This window comes from Burkholderia sp. SRS-W-2-2016 (genome assembly GCF_001931485.1).
Lineage (GTDB): Bacteria > Pseudomonadota > Gammaproteobacteria > Burkholderiales > Burkholderiaceae > Paraburkholderia.
Window position 1 is genome coordinate 86,179 of record NZ_MSDV01000020.1, and the last position, 19,557, is coordinate 105,735.

Consider the following 19,557-nt stretch of genomic DNA (forward strand, 5'->3'; position numbering starts at 1 on the left):
AAACCCGCGTTTTAGCGCGGGTGGCTCGCGGCCCGCTGCGCCTTATGCGAGGCGGCTGTGGCCGAGTGTACGCCGAGAGTTAAGCGCTTGCATGATTCAGCCCGGGCTTATCGGTGTTAATCCCGACAGCAAATTTCGTGCTGAATCCGCAATGCATGCTTAATGTCTGGTAAATGTAATTGTTGTATTAAAGACGTCGGTTATTGTGTTTGTTATTTGTAAAGTCAATTCGGCTTTTACGGCTGCCCGTCATTCAGCATATGTGAAATGGGCCGGGTTAATCAGCACCGCCGACACGGCCGGCATTGCCGCTCGCGCGGCACAGCGCGGCGGTGACTTCCGAGCCGAGCAGAAACACCACCGCGCAGAAGTACAGCCACATCATCAGCACCGCCAGCGAGCCGGCCGCGCCGAAGACGCCGGCGGTGCCCGCATGCGCGAGATAAAGACTGAACAGATGCCGGCCCACGGTGAACAGCAGGCTCGCCACCGCGCCGCCGACGAGCGCGGGCCGCAGCGGCACCGAGGTGTCGGGCAGCCACTTGATCAGCGCGCCCAGGCCGAGCGCGAGAATGACAAAACCGAATAGCGATTGCACCACCTGGGCGATCGTGCCCAGCGTCGAATTACCGAAGATCATCCCGCCGAGCGTGGTGATCGCCGCATCGAGCACCAGCGACACGACCAGCAGAAAGCTCAGACCGATCAGCAGTCCGATCGACACGAGGCGCGCGCGCAGCACCAGCGCGATCCCGGCGATTCCTTTGCGCGACTGCGCGGCGAACACGATATCGAGCGCGGTATTGAGCGACCCGAACGTCGCCGACGCGCCGACCAGCAACAGCGCGATCGAGAACGCCGCGGCGATGCCGCTGCCGCCCGCGTAATGCGCGTGGACGACGATGTCCTGCATCGCCTGCGCGGCTTCTTTGCCGAGCAGAAACTGCACCTGCGCGAAGAAGCGCCCCTGAGCGATGTCGCGGCCGAAGATCCAGCCGATCACCGCGAGCACCAGCAGCAGGGTCGGCGCCAGTGAAAACGCCGAGTAGAACGCGATGCTCGCGCCGAGCATCGGGCAGCGGTCCGACATGAAGCGGGTGACGGTATCGCTCGCGACGTGGATCGGGCGGAAGCGGCCGGTGGAGCGGGGCGACGCGTACGGTGGCGTTTTCTGCATGGTGTCCTCTGCATGCGGCGCTCGCGCGAACCGGTGCGCTTCGCTCGATCGACGCGGTAAAGATGGTCCTTGCGCGTTAGCTACAGCACGACGCGCGCCAGCTCTTTACGCGGATGGCCCGGCGCGTGCCGCGGGGGACGTTTGAAGCGCGCGCCGCTCTTCGCTACCCTTCGTTATCCTTCATCCATCCCTCTGCCAGGTCGCCGTCATGTCGTTGCCGCCTTCGTCATCGTCTTCGTTGCCCGACGCGCTGCTTGCTGCGCTGCTCACCTCAGTCGCGCGGCGTTATCGCCTGCCGGCGCTTGCCGCCGTGTGCGTGCCCACTGAGCAGGCCAGCGCGGCGACGCTGCTCGCGCTGGCGATCGACGAGGCGCGCGACGCGATTGCACGCGGCGAGGCGCCCGAGCCATCGAACGCACGGCTTTTCACCGGCGCGCTCGCGCGGCTGATCCGCGAGGCGCTGCGCGAGAAGGGCGGCGATCCGATGTTTCAGGCGATGCTGCTGCGGCATCGCACGGCGGTAGTGCGCGAATATGCGTCGCTGGCCGCGCATGCGGAGCGGGACCGTCGCCAGATTCACGCGAGCATCAATGGGATCGCGCATCCGGCCAAGCAGCAGAGGCTCGACGCGGGAGCGCAGCGCGACGCGCTGAGCCGGCTGCACGCACTGGCGTTCGCCGAAGCGTGGGCGCAGTTCGGCGACGCGTTGCAAGCCGCGCTCGATGCGCCGGAACTTGCCCACGACGCCGCGCTCCAGCGCAACCTCGCGCAACTGCTGGGCAGCGCCGAATTGCAGCGCTTGCAACGCCTCGATGCGCTCGCGACGGACCAGCAGGTGCGCGGTTATCAGGCGCTGTGGGAGCGACAGGGGCCGCGTCCCGGCAGCTCAAGCGCACTCGCGCGCGGCGTCAGTGCGAAGCAGCGCGGCGCCGAGGTCGAGGCGCTGGCGAGCGACGCGCTCGAAACGCTCGCGCGGCGACTGAACGAGGCGTGCCAGCGGCAGGATGGAGAGCCGCCTTTCGCTTCGTACTGCGTCGTAAATTCGATGCGCGTGCCGGCGACGATCCCGGCCAGCCACGAGCGCGCGAAAACCGAATGGGACGCGGTGCTGTTGCGGCGGACGCGGGCGTTGCCGCCCAATGCGCTTGCGGGGGCTGCTGCGGATACGTGGGACCTATGTCTGCTGGTCGAAGCGAAAGCATCCGTCGACGCCGCCACCACCGATCTGCCGCGCCTTTTGCGCGGTCTGACGCTGCTGGCGCACGCGGACCCCGCCACCGTCTACTCGTTTCAGACGCAGCAGGGCACGGTCCAACTGAACGGCGCGTCGCTTGCCGCATTGCGCACCGACGAGGCGGCGCTCGCGCGAACCGTGCTCTATTGCTGCGACGCGCCCGCCGACACCGCGCCGCGCGTGCTGAATCCGGCGAGCCGGATGCAGTTGCTGTCGGCGCCGGCGAGTCTGGAATTCGCGAGTGCGCTCGCGGACGAGCGCGCCGCCGCCGACGCGGACCTCGAACCGGTGTGGCGCGAGTTGCTCGAAGCGCCGCGCTGGCGCGCGGTGCTCAATCAATATGTGACGCTGCGCCAGGTCCGCGATCTGATGGTGCACGCGGACGATTTGCGCGATGCAGTCGCCGCGGCGCCCGGGGCAGGCGCGCGCGTTGCTACGAGCGTGAGACCTTCCACTCAACCAGGAGCGGCAATGGACACGCAGCCGAAGCGACTATCGGACACGCAGGTGCAGGTCGAAAGCAAGATCTATGGGTATCGTTCGCGCGAGGAGGCGGATCGATTCATGCAATGTTTGCGCGACGGCGAGGCCAACTGGTGTGTCGCCGACTGTCCGCCGCAGACCGTGGTCGATGCCTATCCGGCGGGCGCGCGCAAAGGCGCGGGCGCGGGTATTACGATCGGGCCGCCGTCGGGCGGGTTCGATAAGGACGAGTAGCGACGACTACCGACGACTCACGACGAGCCGCTCACGACGGGTCACGCGCGCGGATCCGGCAGCGCCCGGTCGACCAGATAGCGGCCATGTTCTACGCCGGCCCGCAGCGCTTCGGCCTCGGTCAACCATTCGGGGGTGATCGGCTGCGCGTTCGCGATGCCGGCCGGCAACTGCATCTGCTGGCCGTCGCGGATCAGCGCAATGTCGGCGATCCATGCGTGACGCGCGTTCTGGTACGCGGTGACCGCGATCAGCGTGCCGCGATAGGCGACGCGGGTCTGATGGACGGACGGCGAGCCGGTGGGTGTCGTCGCGCCGCCGGTTGACGGGTCGCCGGCGCGATAGGTGTCGTCGGAGGAAGGGTGCATGCTGTCCTCGGCTGGCAGAGAGTCTGCCAGCAGGTGAGCAAGCGCCATGCCGCGCAGGGTGGCGAGCGATGTGGCTACCCCCTGGCTACCGCCTGACTACAGCCGCGCTAACTCGCGGCCGGCCCCGTGATCGGCGTGCGCCGGACCTCGGACAGATAGATCAGGATCAGCGAGACCCACACGATCCCGTACAGAAACATGAAACACGTGGAGCGGATCCGGAAGAAGTCGAGCAGCACGCCGAAGATGATCGGCAGCAGAAAGCCGCCCAGCCCGCCCGCGAGACCGACGATTCCGGTCACCACGCCCATGTTGTCCGAGAAATCGTCGGCGACGTATTTGAACGTCGACGCCATCCCGAACGCGAACACCGCGCCGAGCACGAAGGTCAGCAGTACGAACACGACCAGCGTGGTGTGAATCCGCAAGCTCACCGTGCCGTCGAGCGTGTGAATCACGAAGTCGGTCGGCGGATACGACAGCAGGAACAGGCAGATCCACGCGACCCATAAACCCCACCACGTGACGCTGTGCGCGCCGAAACGGTCGGCGAGTCCGCCGCCGACCGCGCGCAGGATCGAGCCCGGCAACGAAAAGCCGGCGGCGAACGCGGACGCCATCACCAGCGACATCCCGAACTCCGCCTTCAGATATTGCGGAATCCAAAGCGATAGCGCGGTGAAGCCGCCGAACGTAATCGAGTAGTACTGGCACAGCCGCCACACATGCGGATTGCGCAGCACCTTGAACGAATCGAGCCACGAGCCTTGCGCGCGTCCGGCGCCGGGGTCGCGCGCCGACGCGAACCAGAAGATCACCGCGGTCACCAGCAGCGCGATCGCATACACGCGCGGCACGAAGCGCCAGCCGAACGCGGCCTGCAACTGCGGGGTGACGAACAGATTGACCGCCGCGCCGACCGTGCCCGCGCCGAAAAAGCCCATCGCGAAACCGCGCCGCTCGGGCGGAAAGAAACGCGCGACATACGGCGTGCCGACCGCGAACGACGCGCCGACGCAGCCGAGAAAGAGCCCGATCAGCAGAAACTGCCACAACGCGGTCGCATAGCTGACGATGAACACCGGCACCGCGCACACCACCAGCAGCACGGTCATCACGATGCGCCCGCCGAAGCGGTCGGTCCACGCGCCGAGCGGCAACCGCATCAGCGCGCCGGTCAGCACCGGCGTCGACGTCAGCAGGCCGAACTGGGTGCTGTTCAGTTGCAGCTCGTCGCGCAATTCGACGCCCAGTACGCCGAACATCATCCACACGACGAAGCAGACGAGAAACGCGAGCGTGCTCGCCAGCAACACCGACCATGCCTGCGCGGTGACGCGCGGCGTGGCGCCGAGATTGTTCATGCCGCCTTGTGCGCTCATGCTGTCCTCGTCTATTGAACCAGCGGGCCGTTGGCCGCGCCCAGATCGGCGCCTTCGATGCGCGCGCGCGATGCGAGCACGCTCACGTATTGCTGGATCGCCTTGTGGCGCACGCGCTCGCCGAGAAAGCGGGCGATGTCCGCTTCGACCGACTCGAACGCGAGCCGCTCGCCGTCCACGCGTCGCTCGACACGCACGATATGAAAGCCGAAGCGCGTGTTCACGAGCCGCGGCAGCACGCCCGTGTCCTGGGTGTCGAATAGCGCGCGCTCGAATTCCGGCACGCTGTCGCCGCGCAGCAGTTGCCCGAGGCTGCCGCCGACTTTCGCGGACGGACAGTTCGACAGGTCGCGCGCGGCGTCCTCGAAACTCGCCGGAGTGCTTAATACCTGCTGCAATGTGGCCTCGGCTTTCTGGCGGATCAGCGCGAGCGGGGTCTGTTCGGTCACCGCGAACAGAATGTGGCTCGCGAACACGATGTCGTTGCGGCGGAAATTCGCCGGATGACTCGTGTAGTAGCGCTCGCAGTCGTCGCGGGTCGCGCTCGGCACGGTCAGCTCGCGCGCGAGCAGCGTGTCGAGCGATTCATCGTCGAGCGTGGCGTCGGCGCCGATCATCTGCAACTCGTGCGCGCGTTGCCGCAGCAGTTCGCGGATCGCGAGCGCGTGCCGCGCGGCGGTGTGAGGGTCGGGCGCATCGGCGTGATGGGTGAGTTCTTCGTCGATCGCGGTGGCGTCGATCGTGACGCCGTTCACGCTCAACGGCTGGATTGCGGATGCAGCCGTGCTTTGTTCGATCGTGCTCATCGCCGGCTCCTTAGCGCTTGCGCACGAGTTGATACGGACGGATCAGATACGCGAGCGACGCGAAGCCGCTCCAGATATGCACCATCCGCGTGAACGGCGTGACCAGAAAGATCGTGAAGCCGAGCGCGATATGAATCCGGTAGGTCAGCGGCACGCCGACCAGCAGTCCGGCGATATTCGGCCGGAACGTCACCACGCCTTTCACGTAGTCGGTCAGCTGCTCGAACATCACGCCGTCCATATGCCGCATCGACAGCACGACGGTGCCGAGACCGAGCGCGAGCTGCACCCACAGCATCAGCACGATCACGATGTCGGATACGCGGCTATTGCGGCGGATCCGCACGTCGCCGAGGCGCCGGAAGATCAGGATCGTCAGACCGATGATCGCGACGACGCCGGCCGCGCCGCCGGCGACCATCGCCAGCAACTGGTGCATCGACGCGGAGATGAACGGCGACACCAGCCAGTGCGGCGCGAGAAAGCCGACGAAATGACCGCCGACGACGATCAGGACACCCCAATGAAACAGATTGCTGCCGAGCCGCAACTGGCCGTGCCGCAGCATCTGCGACGAATCGCTTTTCCACGTGTACTGCTCGCGGTCGAAGCGCACCAGAGAGCCGAGCAGCAGCACCGCGAGACAGATATACGGGTAGATGCCGAATACGAACTGATGCAGGTAGTCGCTCACGATCTTTTCTCCCGGATGTTGGACTGTCCCGCCGGCGCCGAGGAGCCGGGGCGGCTGTCGTAGAACTGGATCGGCGTGCTCTCGCCGCCGGCCGGATTCGCGGCGCCGACGAAACGCACCGGCTCGTCGGCCCACGCGGCATCGAGCGCGCGGTAGTCGGCGGGCGAGGGCGGCGATTGCGCGTCGTCGTCGTTCAGCGTGTCGGGTTTTTCGCCTTTGCCGCAGCCGGCGAGCGGCAACAGCGCGCCGACCACGAGGCTGTACGGACTGCCGCGTTTGGCCAGATGCGCGGTGATCGCCTGCAAGATCTCGCCGGTTTCCGCGAGCAGCGAGCGTGCATCGGCCGCAGGCAGACGCGACAGATATTCGAGGAACACCGGCAGATAGTCGGGCAACTCGCCCGCGCCAAGATACAAGCCATGCTCCTCGTACATCCGCTTCAGATCGACCATCGCCTGGCCGCGATCGCGCGATTCGCCGTGCACGTGCTCGAACAGATACAGCGAGGTCGCGCGGCCGCGATCGAATAGCGCGACGTAGTTCTCCTGCAGCGTGAACAGATCGCGTTGCGCAAAGTGGTCGAGGAACTGGTCGAGGCCGGCGCGCGCGTCGCGGGTGAGCGCGCGCTCGCCGCGCAGCAGTTCGCGCGCTTCCGGCAACGCATCGAGCAGCGGCTGCTCCGGATAGCCGAGCAGCGCGCCGAGCACCGCGTACGTCGCGCCGGGTGGATTCGCTTCACGGGCGCCCATATCAGAACTCCTGACGAATCGGAATCTTGCGGTTGCTCTTTTTTGTTGTGAACAGACTCGCTTCGGAGCGGCCATCCGAGCAGCCGTTGCCGAACGAGAAGCCGCACGACGAGCGCAGGTCGAACGCGTCTTCCGCATACTCGCGGTGCGAAGTCGGGATCACGAAACGATCTTCGTAGTTCGCGATCGCCAGATAGCGGTACATGTCCTCGACCTGCGCGACGCTCAGGCCCGCCTGCTGCAATACGGCGGGCGCGTCCACCTGATCGACGTGGCGCGCGCGCATGAACGCGCGCATCGCGAGCAGACGTTCGAGCGCGAGCTTCACCGGTTCTTCCTTGCCGGCGGTCAGCAGATTGGCCAGATAGCGCAGCGGAATGCGCAGCGATTCGATATCGGGCAGATAGCCGTTCATCCCGAGCTCGCCGCTATTGGCCGCCGCGTTGATCGGCGAGAGCGGCGGCACGTACCAGACCATCGGCAGAGTCCGGTATTCGGGGTGCAGCGGGAACGCGATCTTCCAGTCGATCGCCATCTTGTAGACCGGCGAGCGCCGCGCGCCGTCGAGCCACGCGGCCGGCACGCCGTCGCGTTCGGCCTGCGCGATCACCTCGGGATCGTTAGGATCGAGAAACACCGATAGCTGCGCTTCATACAGATCGGCTTCGTTCTCGACGCTGGCCGCCTCGCTGATCCGGTCCGCGTCGTACAGCAGCACGCCGAGATAGCGGATGCGGCCCACGCAGGTTTCCGAGCAGACGGTCGGCTGCCCGACCTCGATGCGCGGATAACAGAAGATGCATTTTTCGGCCTTGCCGCTGTGCCAGTTGAAATAGATTTTCTTGTACGGGCAGCCGGACACGCACATGCGCCAGCCGCGGCACTTGTCCTGATCGATCAGCACGATGCCGTCTTCCTCGCGCTTGTAGATCGAGCCGGACGGACACGCGGCGACGCAGGCCGGGTTCAGGCAGTGCTCGCACAGCCGCGGCAGATACATCATGAAAGTGTTTTCGAACTGCCCGTAAATATCCTTCTGCACGTTCTCGAAGTTGTAGTCTTTCGAGCGCTTGTCGAATTCGCCGCCGAGAATCTCTTCCCAGTTCGGCCCCCATTCGATCTTTTCGAGCCGCTCGCCGCTGATCAGCGAACGCGGCCGCGCGACCGGCATCGCCTTGCTATCGCCCGCGTCCTGCAGATGCGCGTAGTCGAACGTGAACGGTTCGTAGTAGTCGTCGATCTCGGGCAGATGTGGATTCGCGAAGATCTGCGCGAGCAGTCGCCACTTGCTACCGAGGCGCGGTTCGATCTTGCCGTCGGCCTTGCGTTTCCAGCCGCCGCGCCAGCGGTCCTGGTTCTCCCAGTCTTTCGGATAGCCAATGCCGGGTTTGGTCTCCACATTGTTGAACCACGCGTATTCCATTCCTTCGCGGCTCGTCCACACGTTTTTACACGTGACCGAACAGGTGTGGCAGCCAATACATTTATCGAGGTTCAGCACCATCGCGATTTGCGCACGCACCTTCATGAGGTTTCTCCCTGACGGTGTTTATGTTCGGTAGCGGGATTGACGGGGTCGGCCGGCGCGTCGTCGAGCCAGTCGACATTTTTCATCTTGCGCACGATCAGGAACTCGTCGCGGTTCGAGCCGACCGTGCCGTAGTAGTTGAAGCCGTACGCGAGCTGCGCGTAGCCGCCGATCATATGAGTGGGCTTGAGCGCGACGCGCGTGACCGAGTTATGAATGCCGCCGCGCGTGCCGGTGATTTCCGAGCCCGGTGTATTCACGATCTTCTCCTGCGCGTGATACATCATCACCATTCCGTGCGGAATGCGCTGGCTGACAACGGCCCGCGCGCACAACGCGCCGTTCGCGTTGTAGCACTCGATCCAGTCGTTATCGACGACGCCGATACTCTTCGCGTCATGCTCGGACATCCACACGATCGGGCCGCCGCGCGAGAGCGTGAGCATCAGCAGGTTGTCGGTATAGGTGCTGTGAATCCCCCATTTCTGGTGCGGCGTGATGAAGTTCAGCGCGATTTCCGGATTGCCGTTCGAGCGCGCGCCGAGCATCTTTTCGTAGTTGCCGGTTTCGATCGGCGGCTTGTACACGCATAGCGATTCACCGAACGCACGCATCCACGTGTGGTCCTGATACAGCTGCTGACGGCCGCTCAACGTGCGCCACGGAATCAGCTCGTGCACATTGGTGTAACCGGCGTTGTACGACACGTGTTCCGATTCGATCCCGCTCCAGGTCGGCGACGAAATGATCTTGCGCGGCTGCGCCTGGATATCGCGAAAGCGGATCTTCTCGTCCGCGCGCGCGTCGGCCAGGTGCGCGTGCTCGATGCCGGTCAGCTTCGAGACTGCTTGCCATGCCTTGACCGCGACCGCGCCGTTGGTTTCGGGCGCGAGCGACAGGATCACTTCGGCCGCGTCGAGCGCGGTGTCGATGCGGGGGCGGCCGGTGGCGGTGTTGACGGGCGCGTTGTCGGTGCCATTGCCTTGCTCATCCGCCACGCGGTAATTGAGTTCGCCGAGCAGCGCGACTTCTTCTTTGGTGTCCCAGGAAATTCCTTTGCCGCCATTGCCGAGCTTGTCCATCAGCGGGCCGAGCGACGTAAAGCGGTCATACGTGGCCGGGTAATCGCGTTCGACCACGATCACCGACGGCATCGTCTTGCCGGGCAGCGGTTCGCATTCGCCGTGCTTCCAGTCGCGTACCTCGAACGGTTGCGCGAGTTCGCCTGGGCTGTCGTGCGCGATCGGCGCGAGTACGACATCGCGTTCGACGCCGAGCTGGCCCACGCTCAACTCCGAAAAACGCTTCGCGATGCCCTTGAAGATTTCCCAGTCGCTCTTCGATTGCCACGCGGGATCGACCGCGGCCGACAGCGGGTGAATGAACGGATGCATGTCGGACGTATTCATGTCGTCCTTCTCGTACCAGGTCGCGGTCGGCAGCACGACATCCGAGTACATGCAGGTGGTCGACATCCGGAAGTCGAGCGTGACGAGCAGATCGAGCTTGCCGCGCGGCGCTTCGTCATGCCAGGCGATTTCCTCCGGACGCGCGTGGCCGGACTTGAACACCTCGTCGCCTTGCACGCCGTTGGTCGTGCCGAGCAGGTGCTTGAGGAAGTACTCGTGGCCCTTGCCCGACGAGCCGAGCAGGTTCGAGCGCCACACGAACAGATTGCGCGGGAAGTTCGCAGGACTGTCCGGGTCTTCGCAGGCCATTCGCAAGCTGCGGGATTTCAGTTCGCCGGCGATCTGCGCACCCGCCTGGGCCGGGTCGTTCAGCTTGCGGCCGACTGCGAGCGGGTTGACGGACAGTTGCGGTGCCGACGGCAGCCAGCCCATCCGTTCGGCGCGCACGTTGTAGTCGATCGGCGCGCCGTGGTAGTCGCGTTTGTCGGCGAGCGGCGACAGTAGCGCGGTCGGGTCCATCGGGTCGTAGCGCCATTGATCGGTATGCGCGTAGAAGAACGACGTCGCGTTCATCTGACGCGGCGGCCGGTTCCAGTCGAGCGCGAACGCGAGCGCGGTCCAGCCGGTCTGCGGGCGCAGTTTTTCCTGACCGACGTAATGCGACCAGCCGCCGCCCGATTTGCCGATACAGCCGCACATGATCAGCATGTTGATGATCGCGCGGTACGACATGTCCATATGGAACCAGTGATTGATCCCCGCGCCGATGATCACCATCGACTTGCCCTGGGTCTTGTGCGCGTTCTCCGCGAACTGGCGCGCGACGTTGATCACGTCCGCGCGTTTGACGCCGGTGATCGCTTCCTGCCACGCGGGCGTGTACGGCACATCGTCGTCGTAGCTGGCGGCGATGTGCTCGCCGCCGAGCCCTTGATCGAGCCCGTAGTTCGCGACGAACAGGTCGTAGACGGTCGCGACCAGCAGCTCGCCGTGGCGCGTCGCGATGCGGCGCGCGCCGATCCTGCGCGACAGTTCCGACGCATGCGACGTGTGGTTGAAGTGCGGATGGCGGATATTGCCGAAGTAGGGGAACAGCACGTCGACCACTTCGTCGTGCGAATCGACGAGCGTCAGACGCGGCACGATCTCCGCGCCCGCCGCCGACTCTTCTTTCAGATTCCATTTACCCTGGTCTTCGCCTTCCTTCTGCCCCCAGCGAAAACCGGCGGAGCCGACCGGCGCGACGATCCGGTTGGTCGACGCGTCGATCACGGCGGTCTTCCAGTCGGGGTTGTTGGTCTCGCCGAGCGCGTCGTCGAAGTCCGATGCGCGCACGAGGCGCTCCGGCACGTAGCGGCCGTTGCGTTCGACCAGCCGCACGAGGCACGGCATGTCGGTGAAGCGGCGGCAATAGTCGGCGAAGTAGTCGCTCTTGCCGGCGAGGTGGAATTCCTTCAGGATCACGTGGCCCATCGCGAGCGCGAGCGCCGCGTCGGTGCCTTGCTTCGGATGCAGCCAGATGTCGCCGAATTTCGCGCCTTCCGCGTAGTCCGGGAAGATCGACACGATCTTGGTGCCCTTGTAGCGGACCTCGGTCATGAAGTGCGCGTCCGGTGTGCGCGTTTGCGGCACGTTGGAGCCCCACATCATGATGAACGTGGAGTTGTACCAGTCGGCCGATTCGGGCACGTCGGTCTGCTCGCCCCAGGTCTGCGGCGAGGCCGGCGGCAGATCGCAATACCAGTCGTAGAAGCTCAGACACACGCCGCCGATCAGCGACAGATAACGCGAGCCGGCCGCGTACGACACCATCGACATCGCGGGAATCGGCGAGAAGCCCACCACGCGATCGGGCCCGTGCTGCTTGACGGTATAGACGTTGGCCGCGGCGACGATCTCGTTGACCTCGTCCCAGCTCGAACGGATGAAGCCGCCGAGGCCGCGCCGTACCTGATAGCTGCGCCGCGCGGTGTCGTCTTCGACGATCGAGCGCCACGCGTCCACCGGTTCGAGCGTTTGCCGCCGTTCGCGCCACAGCTTGACGAGCGCGCTGCGCACCAGCGGATATTTGAGGCGGTTCGCGCTATACAGATACCAGGAATACGACGCGCCGCGCGAACAGCCGCGCGGTTCGTGATTCGGCATGTCGGGGCGGGTGCGCGGGTAATCGGTCTGCTGGGTCTCCCACGTGACGATGCCGCCTTTCACATAGATCTTCCACGAGCAGGAGCCGGTGCAATTCACGCCGTGGGTGGAGCGCACGATCTTGTCGTGCTGCCAGCGCTGACGGTACGCGTCTTCCCATTTTCTGTCTTCGTCGGTGACGGCGCCGTGGCCGTCGGAAAACTGCGCGCGGGTCGTCGTGAAATAACGCAATCTGTCCAGAAAATGGCTCATGGCGATCCTGTGTCGACGGGTGAATGCTCCGGGGTATTAAAGGATGCTACGGTAAAGAAGTAAAGTTCATACGAGATTTAGTAGTAATTTTGATCCAGATCTAATTAGTGTCGAATTGCCTTCTTCTTGTCGCATTGATGCGACATACATGGAGAGCTAAATCCGCTCTTCTGCGTTTAGCGAATTCGCGTCGCTCGACGCTTTTGAAAGTGAATCAACGCTTCAATGCGGACGGAAAGAATGCAAGCATGCCAATGCATTAAAAAATGCTTATAGAACGTGGAATGTTCATATCACTAAAGACAGAAAATCGGCTCAATCCGACATTCGCGGGCGAATTGGCCATTTACGATGCCATTCGAGCGCCGCGGAGCAGGGCGCTAACCCGCTTTACCGTCAATTCGCACAGTAGTTAGATACCGTGTGTATTTCGCCAGATAGAGTGCGAACGCCGCGCACCAGCAGGCACCTGCGATATCGATCCACAGCATCGTCGTACTAACCGATAGCCACGGCCCGAATACGCGCGTGAGCGCGGCCACGATCATCAATGCGTAAGCGCAGGTCTCGACGCGCCCGGCGACCAGCGGGCGCCCGGTGTGGCCGAGCGCGGTGCGGGTGATCATGCCGACGATCGCGCAGCCGATCGCGCCGACCGTCAGTGCGTGAATCGCGAGCGAGTGGGACAGCAGATTGAAGGCGGAGAGCGCGAGCAGCGCGAAGCCGAGCGGAATCCACGCATACGCGACGTGCAGAATCCACAGAATTGGCCGCGCGCCGACGCGCGATGAATGCCATCCGGCGATCCTGATGCCGTGAATCAGCGCCGCACTGCCGGCCAATACGGCGACCAATGGCGCGGGCGCATTGAGCGCATCGGCAATGAAGGTCAGCACGACCACCGGCATCGCGAGGGTTTCCACGGCCTTCCAGCGTTTAATCGGGAAGCCGGGAATCGCGTTGGCCGTGAACATCGGAATTACCCGGCCGGCAATCACGGTAACGAACATGACCGCCAGTCCGACCGCCGCATAAGCGGCGCGCAGCGCCAGCTCAGGCTGCTGATGCAATGCCCACCAATGAAAAAGGCCATTCAACAGGCCAAACAGTCCGAGCGCGACCGGTAGAAAAATATTATGACGATTGCGCGCGGCAATCAGGATTCGCAATAGCACGAGACCGGTCACCGGCAGGAAAGCCGTATCGACGAATGCGGCCAGCACCGGCGGCCCGGACCAGACCAGCACACGCCCGCCGGCCCACAACAGCCACAACGCTGCGAGCGGCGCGCCGTGCGGGGTCTCCCGCGAGGTCCACGCGCGTACCGCGGTGAGCAGAAAGCCCACCACGATCGCGGCGACGAAGCCGAACACCATTTCGTGAACATGCCAGAGCACGCCGCTGATCGCGGGCGCGCGGCCGGCGCCGGCGTAGCCGTGCAGCGCGGCTAGCCACAGCGCGATCGCCAGCAGTCCGAAGGCTGCGCCGCCGAGATAAAACGGCCGGAAGCCGAGCCGCAGCACGGGCAGGTCGAGCGATGGAAACAGCCAGCGTCTGGTGACGTGAGTGGCGTGAGTGGCTTGATCGAGGTGATGGCCGGATTTCATCGTGCTTCTCCCGCCGGCTTCTGGCCAGCGCTCGAGCGCTGAATCGCGCAGGGACGCAGTGTGACGGTCCGAGTTCGGGCGGGATCGGCTGACTGCGCAGATGACTCACATTGTGATGTATCTGGCTGGGCGATTCAAACCAATGCGTACCGGATAACGCGTGTCATAGCGCCGCATTGGTGTTTGGGCGGTGCGGCGCTCCGGCTGTCCGGCTGTCCGGCGGTCCGGCGGTCCGGCGGTCCGGAGCGACGATGTCAGGCCAGACCCTGGACGCTCGCCTGCGATGCGTCGAGCAGATGCGGCAGATAGCGCGCGGCGGGTCCTTTACGGCGGATCAGCGCGACCGGTCGATGCGGCAGCGGCGGCGACACCCGCAGCGTTTTCACCTGATCGCCCGCGGCCTGGTTGCGCAGAATCGGCGAGGGCAACACGCTGATGCCGACGTTCTCGGCGACCAGCTGCAGATTGGTCGCCGGTTGCGCGGAAGTGATGATCGGCTCCGGCGCCGCGAGTCCCGCCTGACCGAACATTTCGATGACGGAGCGCGTGAGCAGCGAATCCGCCGGCGGCAGAATCCAGCGCTCGTTGCCGAGTTGCTCCCACGACACGCTGCGCCGTCTGGCAAGCGGATGCGAGGCGGCGGCGATCACTTCCATGTTCGCCGCGAACAGCCGGGTAATGTCGAGCGTCTCGGTCCGCATGCTCGGCAGGTCCAGCGAACTGATCAGAAAGTCCAGCTCGCCTTCCTGCAATCTGACGAATAGATCCGGCACTGCGGCTTCCACTATTTTCAGGCGGATCGATGGATCCAGAGCGGTGAGGCGGCGGACCACGCCGGGCAAATAACCTTGGGCGATGAAATGCGGCGCGCCGACGTTGAGCGACAGAATTCGCGTATCGCTCAAGGTCTCCTTGTGCAATCGGTCGAGTTCTCCGAGCAGCAGTTTGGCGCCGCGCAGCACCGTCTCGCCATATTGGGTCGGCGCGACGCCGCGCGCGTCACGCGCGAACAGGGGCACCCCGAACGCGTGCTCGACCTCGATCAGCGCCTTGCTCAACGCCGGTTGCGTGACGTTGAGCAGCCGCGCCGCGGCGTGCAGGCTGCCGCTTTCCGCGAGCGTGAGCAGGAGTTGCAGATGACGGAATTTCAACCGGCCGACGAGGCGGCGCAAACCTTCGTGACGGTCTTCGTCGAGTGCCGGCATAGTGATTCCAAAAGGTTTTCGGTAGATAAAATTATATCAGTATCGGTAATTGCCCCGGATACGTAGACTCAGCTCAAAACAACATCGCGTGAGTCGTCGCGAGCACGCAGCCCAAAAAATACTGGAGACATGGATGGACGGATTGACCGCAGGATTTGCACCCCACGCGCGGGCCGGCTCGATGCAGCGCGCCACCGGAGCCCGCTCATGAGCCACGCGAACGTACGCGGAGCGCGCCGCTGGGTGATCGTCGCATTGCTCACCGCGTTCATGCTGATCAACTTCTGCGACAAGGCGGTCTTCGGCATTGCCGCGCCGGCGATCATGCGCGATCTCGGGCTCGGCCCCGCGCAGTTCGGCACACTCGCCGGCAGCTTCTTCTATCTGTTCTCGCTGTCGCTGATTCTGTTCGGCAAGCTTGCGGAAACCATCAGTTCCAAAAAGCTCTTGCTGATCTGTGCATTCATCTGGACGCTCGCGCAATTGCCGATTGCATTCGTGACGTCGGTGTCCGCGCTGTACGCATCGAGAATTCTGCTCGGCTTCGGCGAGGGACCGTCGGCGCCGTTGTGCAATCACTCCGCCTTCACGTGGTTCGAGAACCGCGAACGCAATCTGCCCAGTACTTTCGTTTCACTGGGCGCGTTCGCGGGACTGCTGGTGTCGGGGCCGCTGCTCACGCATATCATCGTCGCGTACGACTGGCATCGCGCGTATCTGGTACTCAGTCTCGCCAGCCTCGTGTGGGGCGTGATCTGGATTTTCCTCGGCAAGGACGGCCCGTACGCGAGCCTGAACCTGAAGTCGGCTGCGACCACCGTGCTGCGCGCACGCTATCTGCACCTGTTCTTCAACCGGACCTTCGTCGGCGCGGCACTCATTATCTGGACTTCGTATTTCGCGTTCTCGCTGATCTTCAGCTGGGTGCCGTCGTATATGCGCGCAGTGCTGCATTTCGGCGACTCTGCAACCGGCTGGGCCTTCATGTTTTTCTCCTTTCTCGGGATGCCGATTCTGTTTGTCACGTCGTTATCGAGCCAGCGTCTGCAATTGCGCGGGATGCTGTCGAAGTACGCGCGCGGCTGGCTGAACTGCGCTCTGCTGTTGCTCAGCGGCGTGCTGACCGTCGGCGCGTTGACGCTGCCTCTCGCGCCGATGGTGCGGGCCGGCATTCTGGCTTTCGCGTGGAATCTGCCGCAGGTGTCGTTCGTGCTGGCGGTAGCGATGGTCGCGGAAATTACGCCGGATTCGCAGCGTTCGACTCTGCTGTGCGCGCTGTCCGCGATCGGCACCACCGCCGGATTGATCGCGCCGGCAATGACGGGCCGCTTTCTCGAACGCGCCGCGGGAGTCGAGGCCGGTTACCACAGCGCGTTCGAGATCGCCGGTGCGTTGCTGATCGTGTCCGCGCTGGCCGGCTTCTGGCTGATCGATCCGGAGGCAAGCAAGCGCAAAATCCCGCTCGCCGCGCGCGGTGAGCATGCGCAAAGCGATCCGGAGGCCGTGCTGAGCGGCCGGGTCTGAGTGCCTGCGGAGTGTCCGGGGAGCGCCCGCGGAGTGTCCGCGGTACCCGCCGCCGCACAGATCGCAGTCCTGCGCTTTAACCACCCAACACTCATTCAGGCCGGCGCGAAACGTTCAACGTTCTGAGCGCATAACGCCGGAATTCGCTTCATCCACGGCATTTGCTGACGAGGCTAGCTGACGCTAGCCCAGGGGAGCGCTCGCGCGTTGCGAGCCAAGGTGAGCCGTTTCAATTCCGCAAGAACACAGGAAGCAACCATGTTTAAACCGCTGCAGGGCGTACGCATCATCGATATGTCTCACGTGATCGCCGGACCGATGGCGTCGCTCTACCTGGCCCAGTTGGGCGCCGAGGTGATCAAGATCGAAGCGCCGGCGGGCGGCGACGTGATGCGCTCGAAGGCGTCGAAGAACCAGCCCGATTGTGCGGATACGCCATCGGCATTCGCCGCGTTCAATGCGGGCAAGCACTCGATGGCGGTCGATATCCGCCAGCCCGAAGGCGCCGCGATCGTCAAGGCGCTCGCCGAATCCGCCGACGTGTTCATCGAGAACTTCCGGCCGGGCGTCGTGCGCAAATACGGTCTCGGTTTCGACGAGATTAAAAAGATCAATCCCGATGTTATTTATTGCTCGATTTCCGGCTTTGGACAAAACAGCAAATGGTCGAAGCGGGGCGCGTACGACCACGTGATCCAGGCGCTGACCGGAATGATGATGATGTCCGGCGATTCGCCCGAGTGCCCGCCGGCCAAAGTCGGTTTTCCGGTCGTCGATATGGCGACCGGGATGATCGCCGCGCTCGCGATCATGGGCGCGCTGCGGATGCGCGATATCACCGGCCAAGCGCAGTACCTCGACTGTTCGATGACGGACGCGTCGCTGATGCTGATGTATCCGCACGCGTGCAGTTTCATGACCGACGGCGTCGAACCCGAGCGCATCGGCAATCGCGGTTTTACCGGCAGTCCGGGCGCGAATACCTATCAATGTCGCGACGGCTGGTTGGCGATCGCGGCCAACACCCCGGCGCAATTTCGCAAGCTGGCCGACCTGCTCGGTCTGGACGGCTTGTGCGAGAACGACGCAATTATCGACGTGCAGGCATTCAACGCGCCGTCGGGCGGCTTCGTGATCGCCCGCAACGAGGCGCTGGCGCAGCAGGTTCTCACGGCCGCATTCGCGCAACGGGCCGCCGCGCAGATGGAAGTCGCGTTGAACGAAGTCGGCGTGCCGGCGGCGCGCGTGCGCACGATCGGCGAATACCTGTCCGCCGAACATTCGACCAGCGAGCTTGCGCCTCACGCCGATTTCGACCAGGGGCCGTACCGGATGCGCACGCCCGGACTCGGTTTCCGGTCCGGTGAATGGGCCGGGCAGCAATCGGCCAAAGCGCCTTCATTAGGAGAGCAGACCGGTCAATGGCTGGAGCAGATCGGACTGGATAAAGACCGCGTGGACAGCCTGTTCGAACGCGGCATCGTTGGTTGATCGAGCAGGTTGATTAATACAAAAGACGGAGACAGATCGATGAAAATTCGCCACCTCGCATGGCTTGCCGGTGCGGCGGCCTGTGCGGCCCACGCCCAAAGCAGCGTGACGCTGTACGGCGTGCTCGACGCCGGCATCACGTACGTCAACAAGACCCAGACCGCGGTCGGCAGTCACGGTCCGGTCGGCGGCAGTCAGATCGCGCTGAGCGACGGCGCCGCGAACGGCGCGGCCGGAAGCCGCTGGGGCATCCACGGTGTCGAGGATCTGGGCGGCGGCCTGCAGGCGATTTTCACGCTGGAAAGCGCGCTCAACGTCAATAGCGGTGCGCTCGGCACCGGCGGCGCCGAGTTCGGCCGCCAGGCATATGTCGGCTTGACCGGGCGGTTCGGCACCGCGACCCTCGGGCGTCAGTACGACACCTATACGGATTTTGTCCAGCCGCTCACCGCGACCGGCCAATGGTCGGGCTACATGGGCGCGCAACCGGACGACGTGGATAGCCTGTCGAATACCAGCCGTTTCAACAACGCGATAAAGTTTAGAATGCCTACCTATCACGGGATGGCGGCCGGCGTGCTGTACAGCCTCGGCGGCGTGGCCGGCAGCTTCACGCAGAACCAGGTCATCACGATCGGCGCCGGGTATTCGCAGGGCCCGATCTCGGCGGCGGTCGGCTATCTGAACGCGCGCGATCCGAATATCTCGCTGTACGGCAGCACGCCGAACAAAGGCTCGACGTCGGTGAACAACATCGGCTCGCCCGGTTCCGCGACGAGTCCGCAGGCCTCGCCGGTCAATGCCGGTTACGCGTCGGCGAAAACCACGCAGATCGTCGGCGCCGGCATCAACTACGCGTTCAAGCCGGTCACGGTCGGCCTCGTGGTCACCAATACGCGCTACTTCAGCCTCGGCTCCGCGTCGGGTCCCAATCCGTTCGGCTACAGCGGGACCGCTTCGTTCATGAACTACGAGCTGAGCGTCAAATCGCAACTGACGCCCGCGCTGCTGCTCGGCACCGCGTTCCATTACACCGACCGCAATTCGGTCAACGGCGACGGCGGCGCGAAATATTTGCAGCTGGATCTGGGCGGGTTCTATTACCTGTCCAAGCGCACCGACGTGTACTTCCTGACCGTGCTGCAACGCGCGACGGGCCGCGATTCGCTGGGTCAGAGCGCGGTGGCGTCGATTACCGGCTTCAGCCCGTCGACCACCGATCATCAGATCGGCGTGCGGATTGCGTTGCAGCACCGGTTTTAAGCGGCT

Annotated in this window: 13 protein-coding genes and 1 pseudogene; 4 read left to right on the plus strand and 10 right to left on the minus strand. The window is 64.2% G+C overall.

Going from position 1 to position 19,557, the window contains the following annotated elements:
* Window positions 1-277 precede the first annotated feature (277 nt).
* Window positions 278-1,177: a YihY/virulence factor BrkB family protein gene (locus BTH42_RS08945; protein ID WP_075298037.1), complete on the minus strand. Its 900-nt coding sequence runs from the start codon at window positions 1,175-1,177 to the stop codon at window positions 278-280.
* A 208-nt stretch (window positions 1,178-1,385) separates the two neighbouring features.
* Here BTH42_RS08945 and BTH42_RS08950 point away from each other — a divergent pair.
* Window positions 1,386-2,822, plus strand: a pseudogene (locus tag BTH42_RS08950) (hypothetical protein); the annotation flags it as partial.
* 347 nt (window positions 2,823-3,169) lie between these two features.
* Here the strand turns inward: BTH42_RS08950 and BTH42_RS08955 are convergent.
* The 9 genes from BTH42_RS08955 to BTH42_RS08995 all read right to left on the minus strand — a co-directional run bounded on the left by BTH42_RS08955 (window position 3,170) and on the right by BTH42_RS08995 (window position 15,273).
* Complete coding sequence (locus BTH42_RS08955; RefSeq protein WP_256701908.1) at window positions 3,170-3,496, minus strand: DUF6566 family protein; 327 nt, start codon at window positions 3,494-3,496, stop codon at window positions 3,170-3,172.
* 107 nt (window positions 3,497-3,603) lie between these two features.
* Entirely contained in the window at window positions 3,604-4,878 is a 1,275-nt protein-coding gene (locus BTH42_RS08960; protein WP_075298041.1) for a nitrate/nitrite transporter, read from the minus strand.
* 11 nt (window positions 4,879-4,889) lie between these two features.
* The gene (locus BTH42_RS08965; RefSeq protein WP_075298043.1) at window positions 4,890-5,684 is read right to left on the minus strand and encodes a peptidylprolyl isomerase; all 795 of its coding nucleotides are present in this window, start codon (window positions 5,682-5,684) and stop codon (window positions 4,890-4,892) included.
* A 10-nt stretch (window positions 5,685-5,694) separates the two neighbouring features.
* Window positions 5,695-6,378, minus strand: coding sequence for a respiratory nitrate reductase subunit gamma (gene narI, locus BTH42_RS08970; protein ID WP_075298045.1), 684 nt, complete (start codon window positions 6,376-6,378; stop codon window positions 5,695-5,697).
* On the minus strand, window positions 6,375-7,127 hold the full coding sequence (gene narJ, locus BTH42_RS08975; RefSeq protein WP_075298047.1) for a nitrate reductase molybdenum cofactor assembly chaperone: 753 nt from the start codon (window positions 7,125-7,127) through the stop codon (window positions 6,375-6,377). Before narJ ends, narI begins: the two co-directional genes overlap by 4 nt.
* Before the next feature lies 1 nt (window position 7,128).
* Complete coding sequence (narH, locus tag BTH42_RS08980; RefSeq protein WP_075298049.1) at window positions 7,129-8,655, minus strand: nitrate reductase subunit beta; 1,527 nt, start codon at window positions 8,653-8,655, stop codon at window positions 7,129-7,131.
* Entirely contained in the window at window positions 8,652-12,461 is a 3,810-nt protein-coding gene (locus tag BTH42_RS08985) for a nitrate reductase subunit alpha (RefSeq protein WP_075298051.1), read from the minus strand. The genes narH and BTH42_RS08985 overlap by 4 nt, the downstream gene beginning before the upstream one ends.
* 380 nt (window positions 12,462-12,841) lie before the next feature.
* Window positions 12,842-14,068 carry an NnrS family protein gene (locus BTH42_RS08990; RefSeq protein WP_083654709.1) on the minus strand — a complete coding sequence of 409 codons (1,227 nt, stop codon included), beginning with the start codon at window positions 14,066-14,068 and terminating at the stop codon, window positions 12,842-12,844.
* Window positions 14,069-14,322: 254 nt separating this feature from the next.
* Complete coding sequence (locus BTH42_RS08995) at window positions 14,323-15,273, minus strand: LysR family transcriptional regulator (protein ID WP_083654710.1); 951 nt, start codon at window positions 15,271-15,273, stop codon at window positions 14,323-14,325.
* Window positions 15,274-15,480: 207 nt separating this feature from the next.
* Here BTH42_RS08995 and BTH42_RS09000 point away from each other — a divergent pair, with 207 nt between their 5' ends.
* The 3 genes from BTH42_RS09000 to BTH42_RS09010 all read left to right on the plus strand — a co-directional run bounded on the left by BTH42_RS09000 (window position 15,481) and on the right by BTH42_RS09010 (window position 19,551).
* Complete coding sequence (locus BTH42_RS09000) at window positions 15,481-16,797, plus strand: MFS transporter (protein ID WP_075298053.1); 1,317 nt, start codon at window positions 15,481-15,483, stop codon at window positions 16,795-16,797.
* Between the two features lie 258 nt (window positions 16,798-17,055).
* Window positions 17,056-18,288 (plus strand): CaiB/BaiF CoA-transferase family protein, encoded by a 1,233-nt coding sequence (locus BTH42_RS09005; protein ID WP_075298055.1) that lies wholly within the window; start codon window positions 17,056-17,058, stop codon window positions 18,286-18,288.
* Window positions 18,289-18,327: 39 nt separating this feature from the next.
* A complete protein-coding gene (locus tag BTH42_RS09010; protein WP_075298057.1) occupies window positions 18,328-19,551 on the plus strand; it encodes a porin in 1,224 nt (407 codons plus the stop codon).
* The last annotated feature ends 6 nt before the right edge of the window (window positions 19,552-19,557 follow it).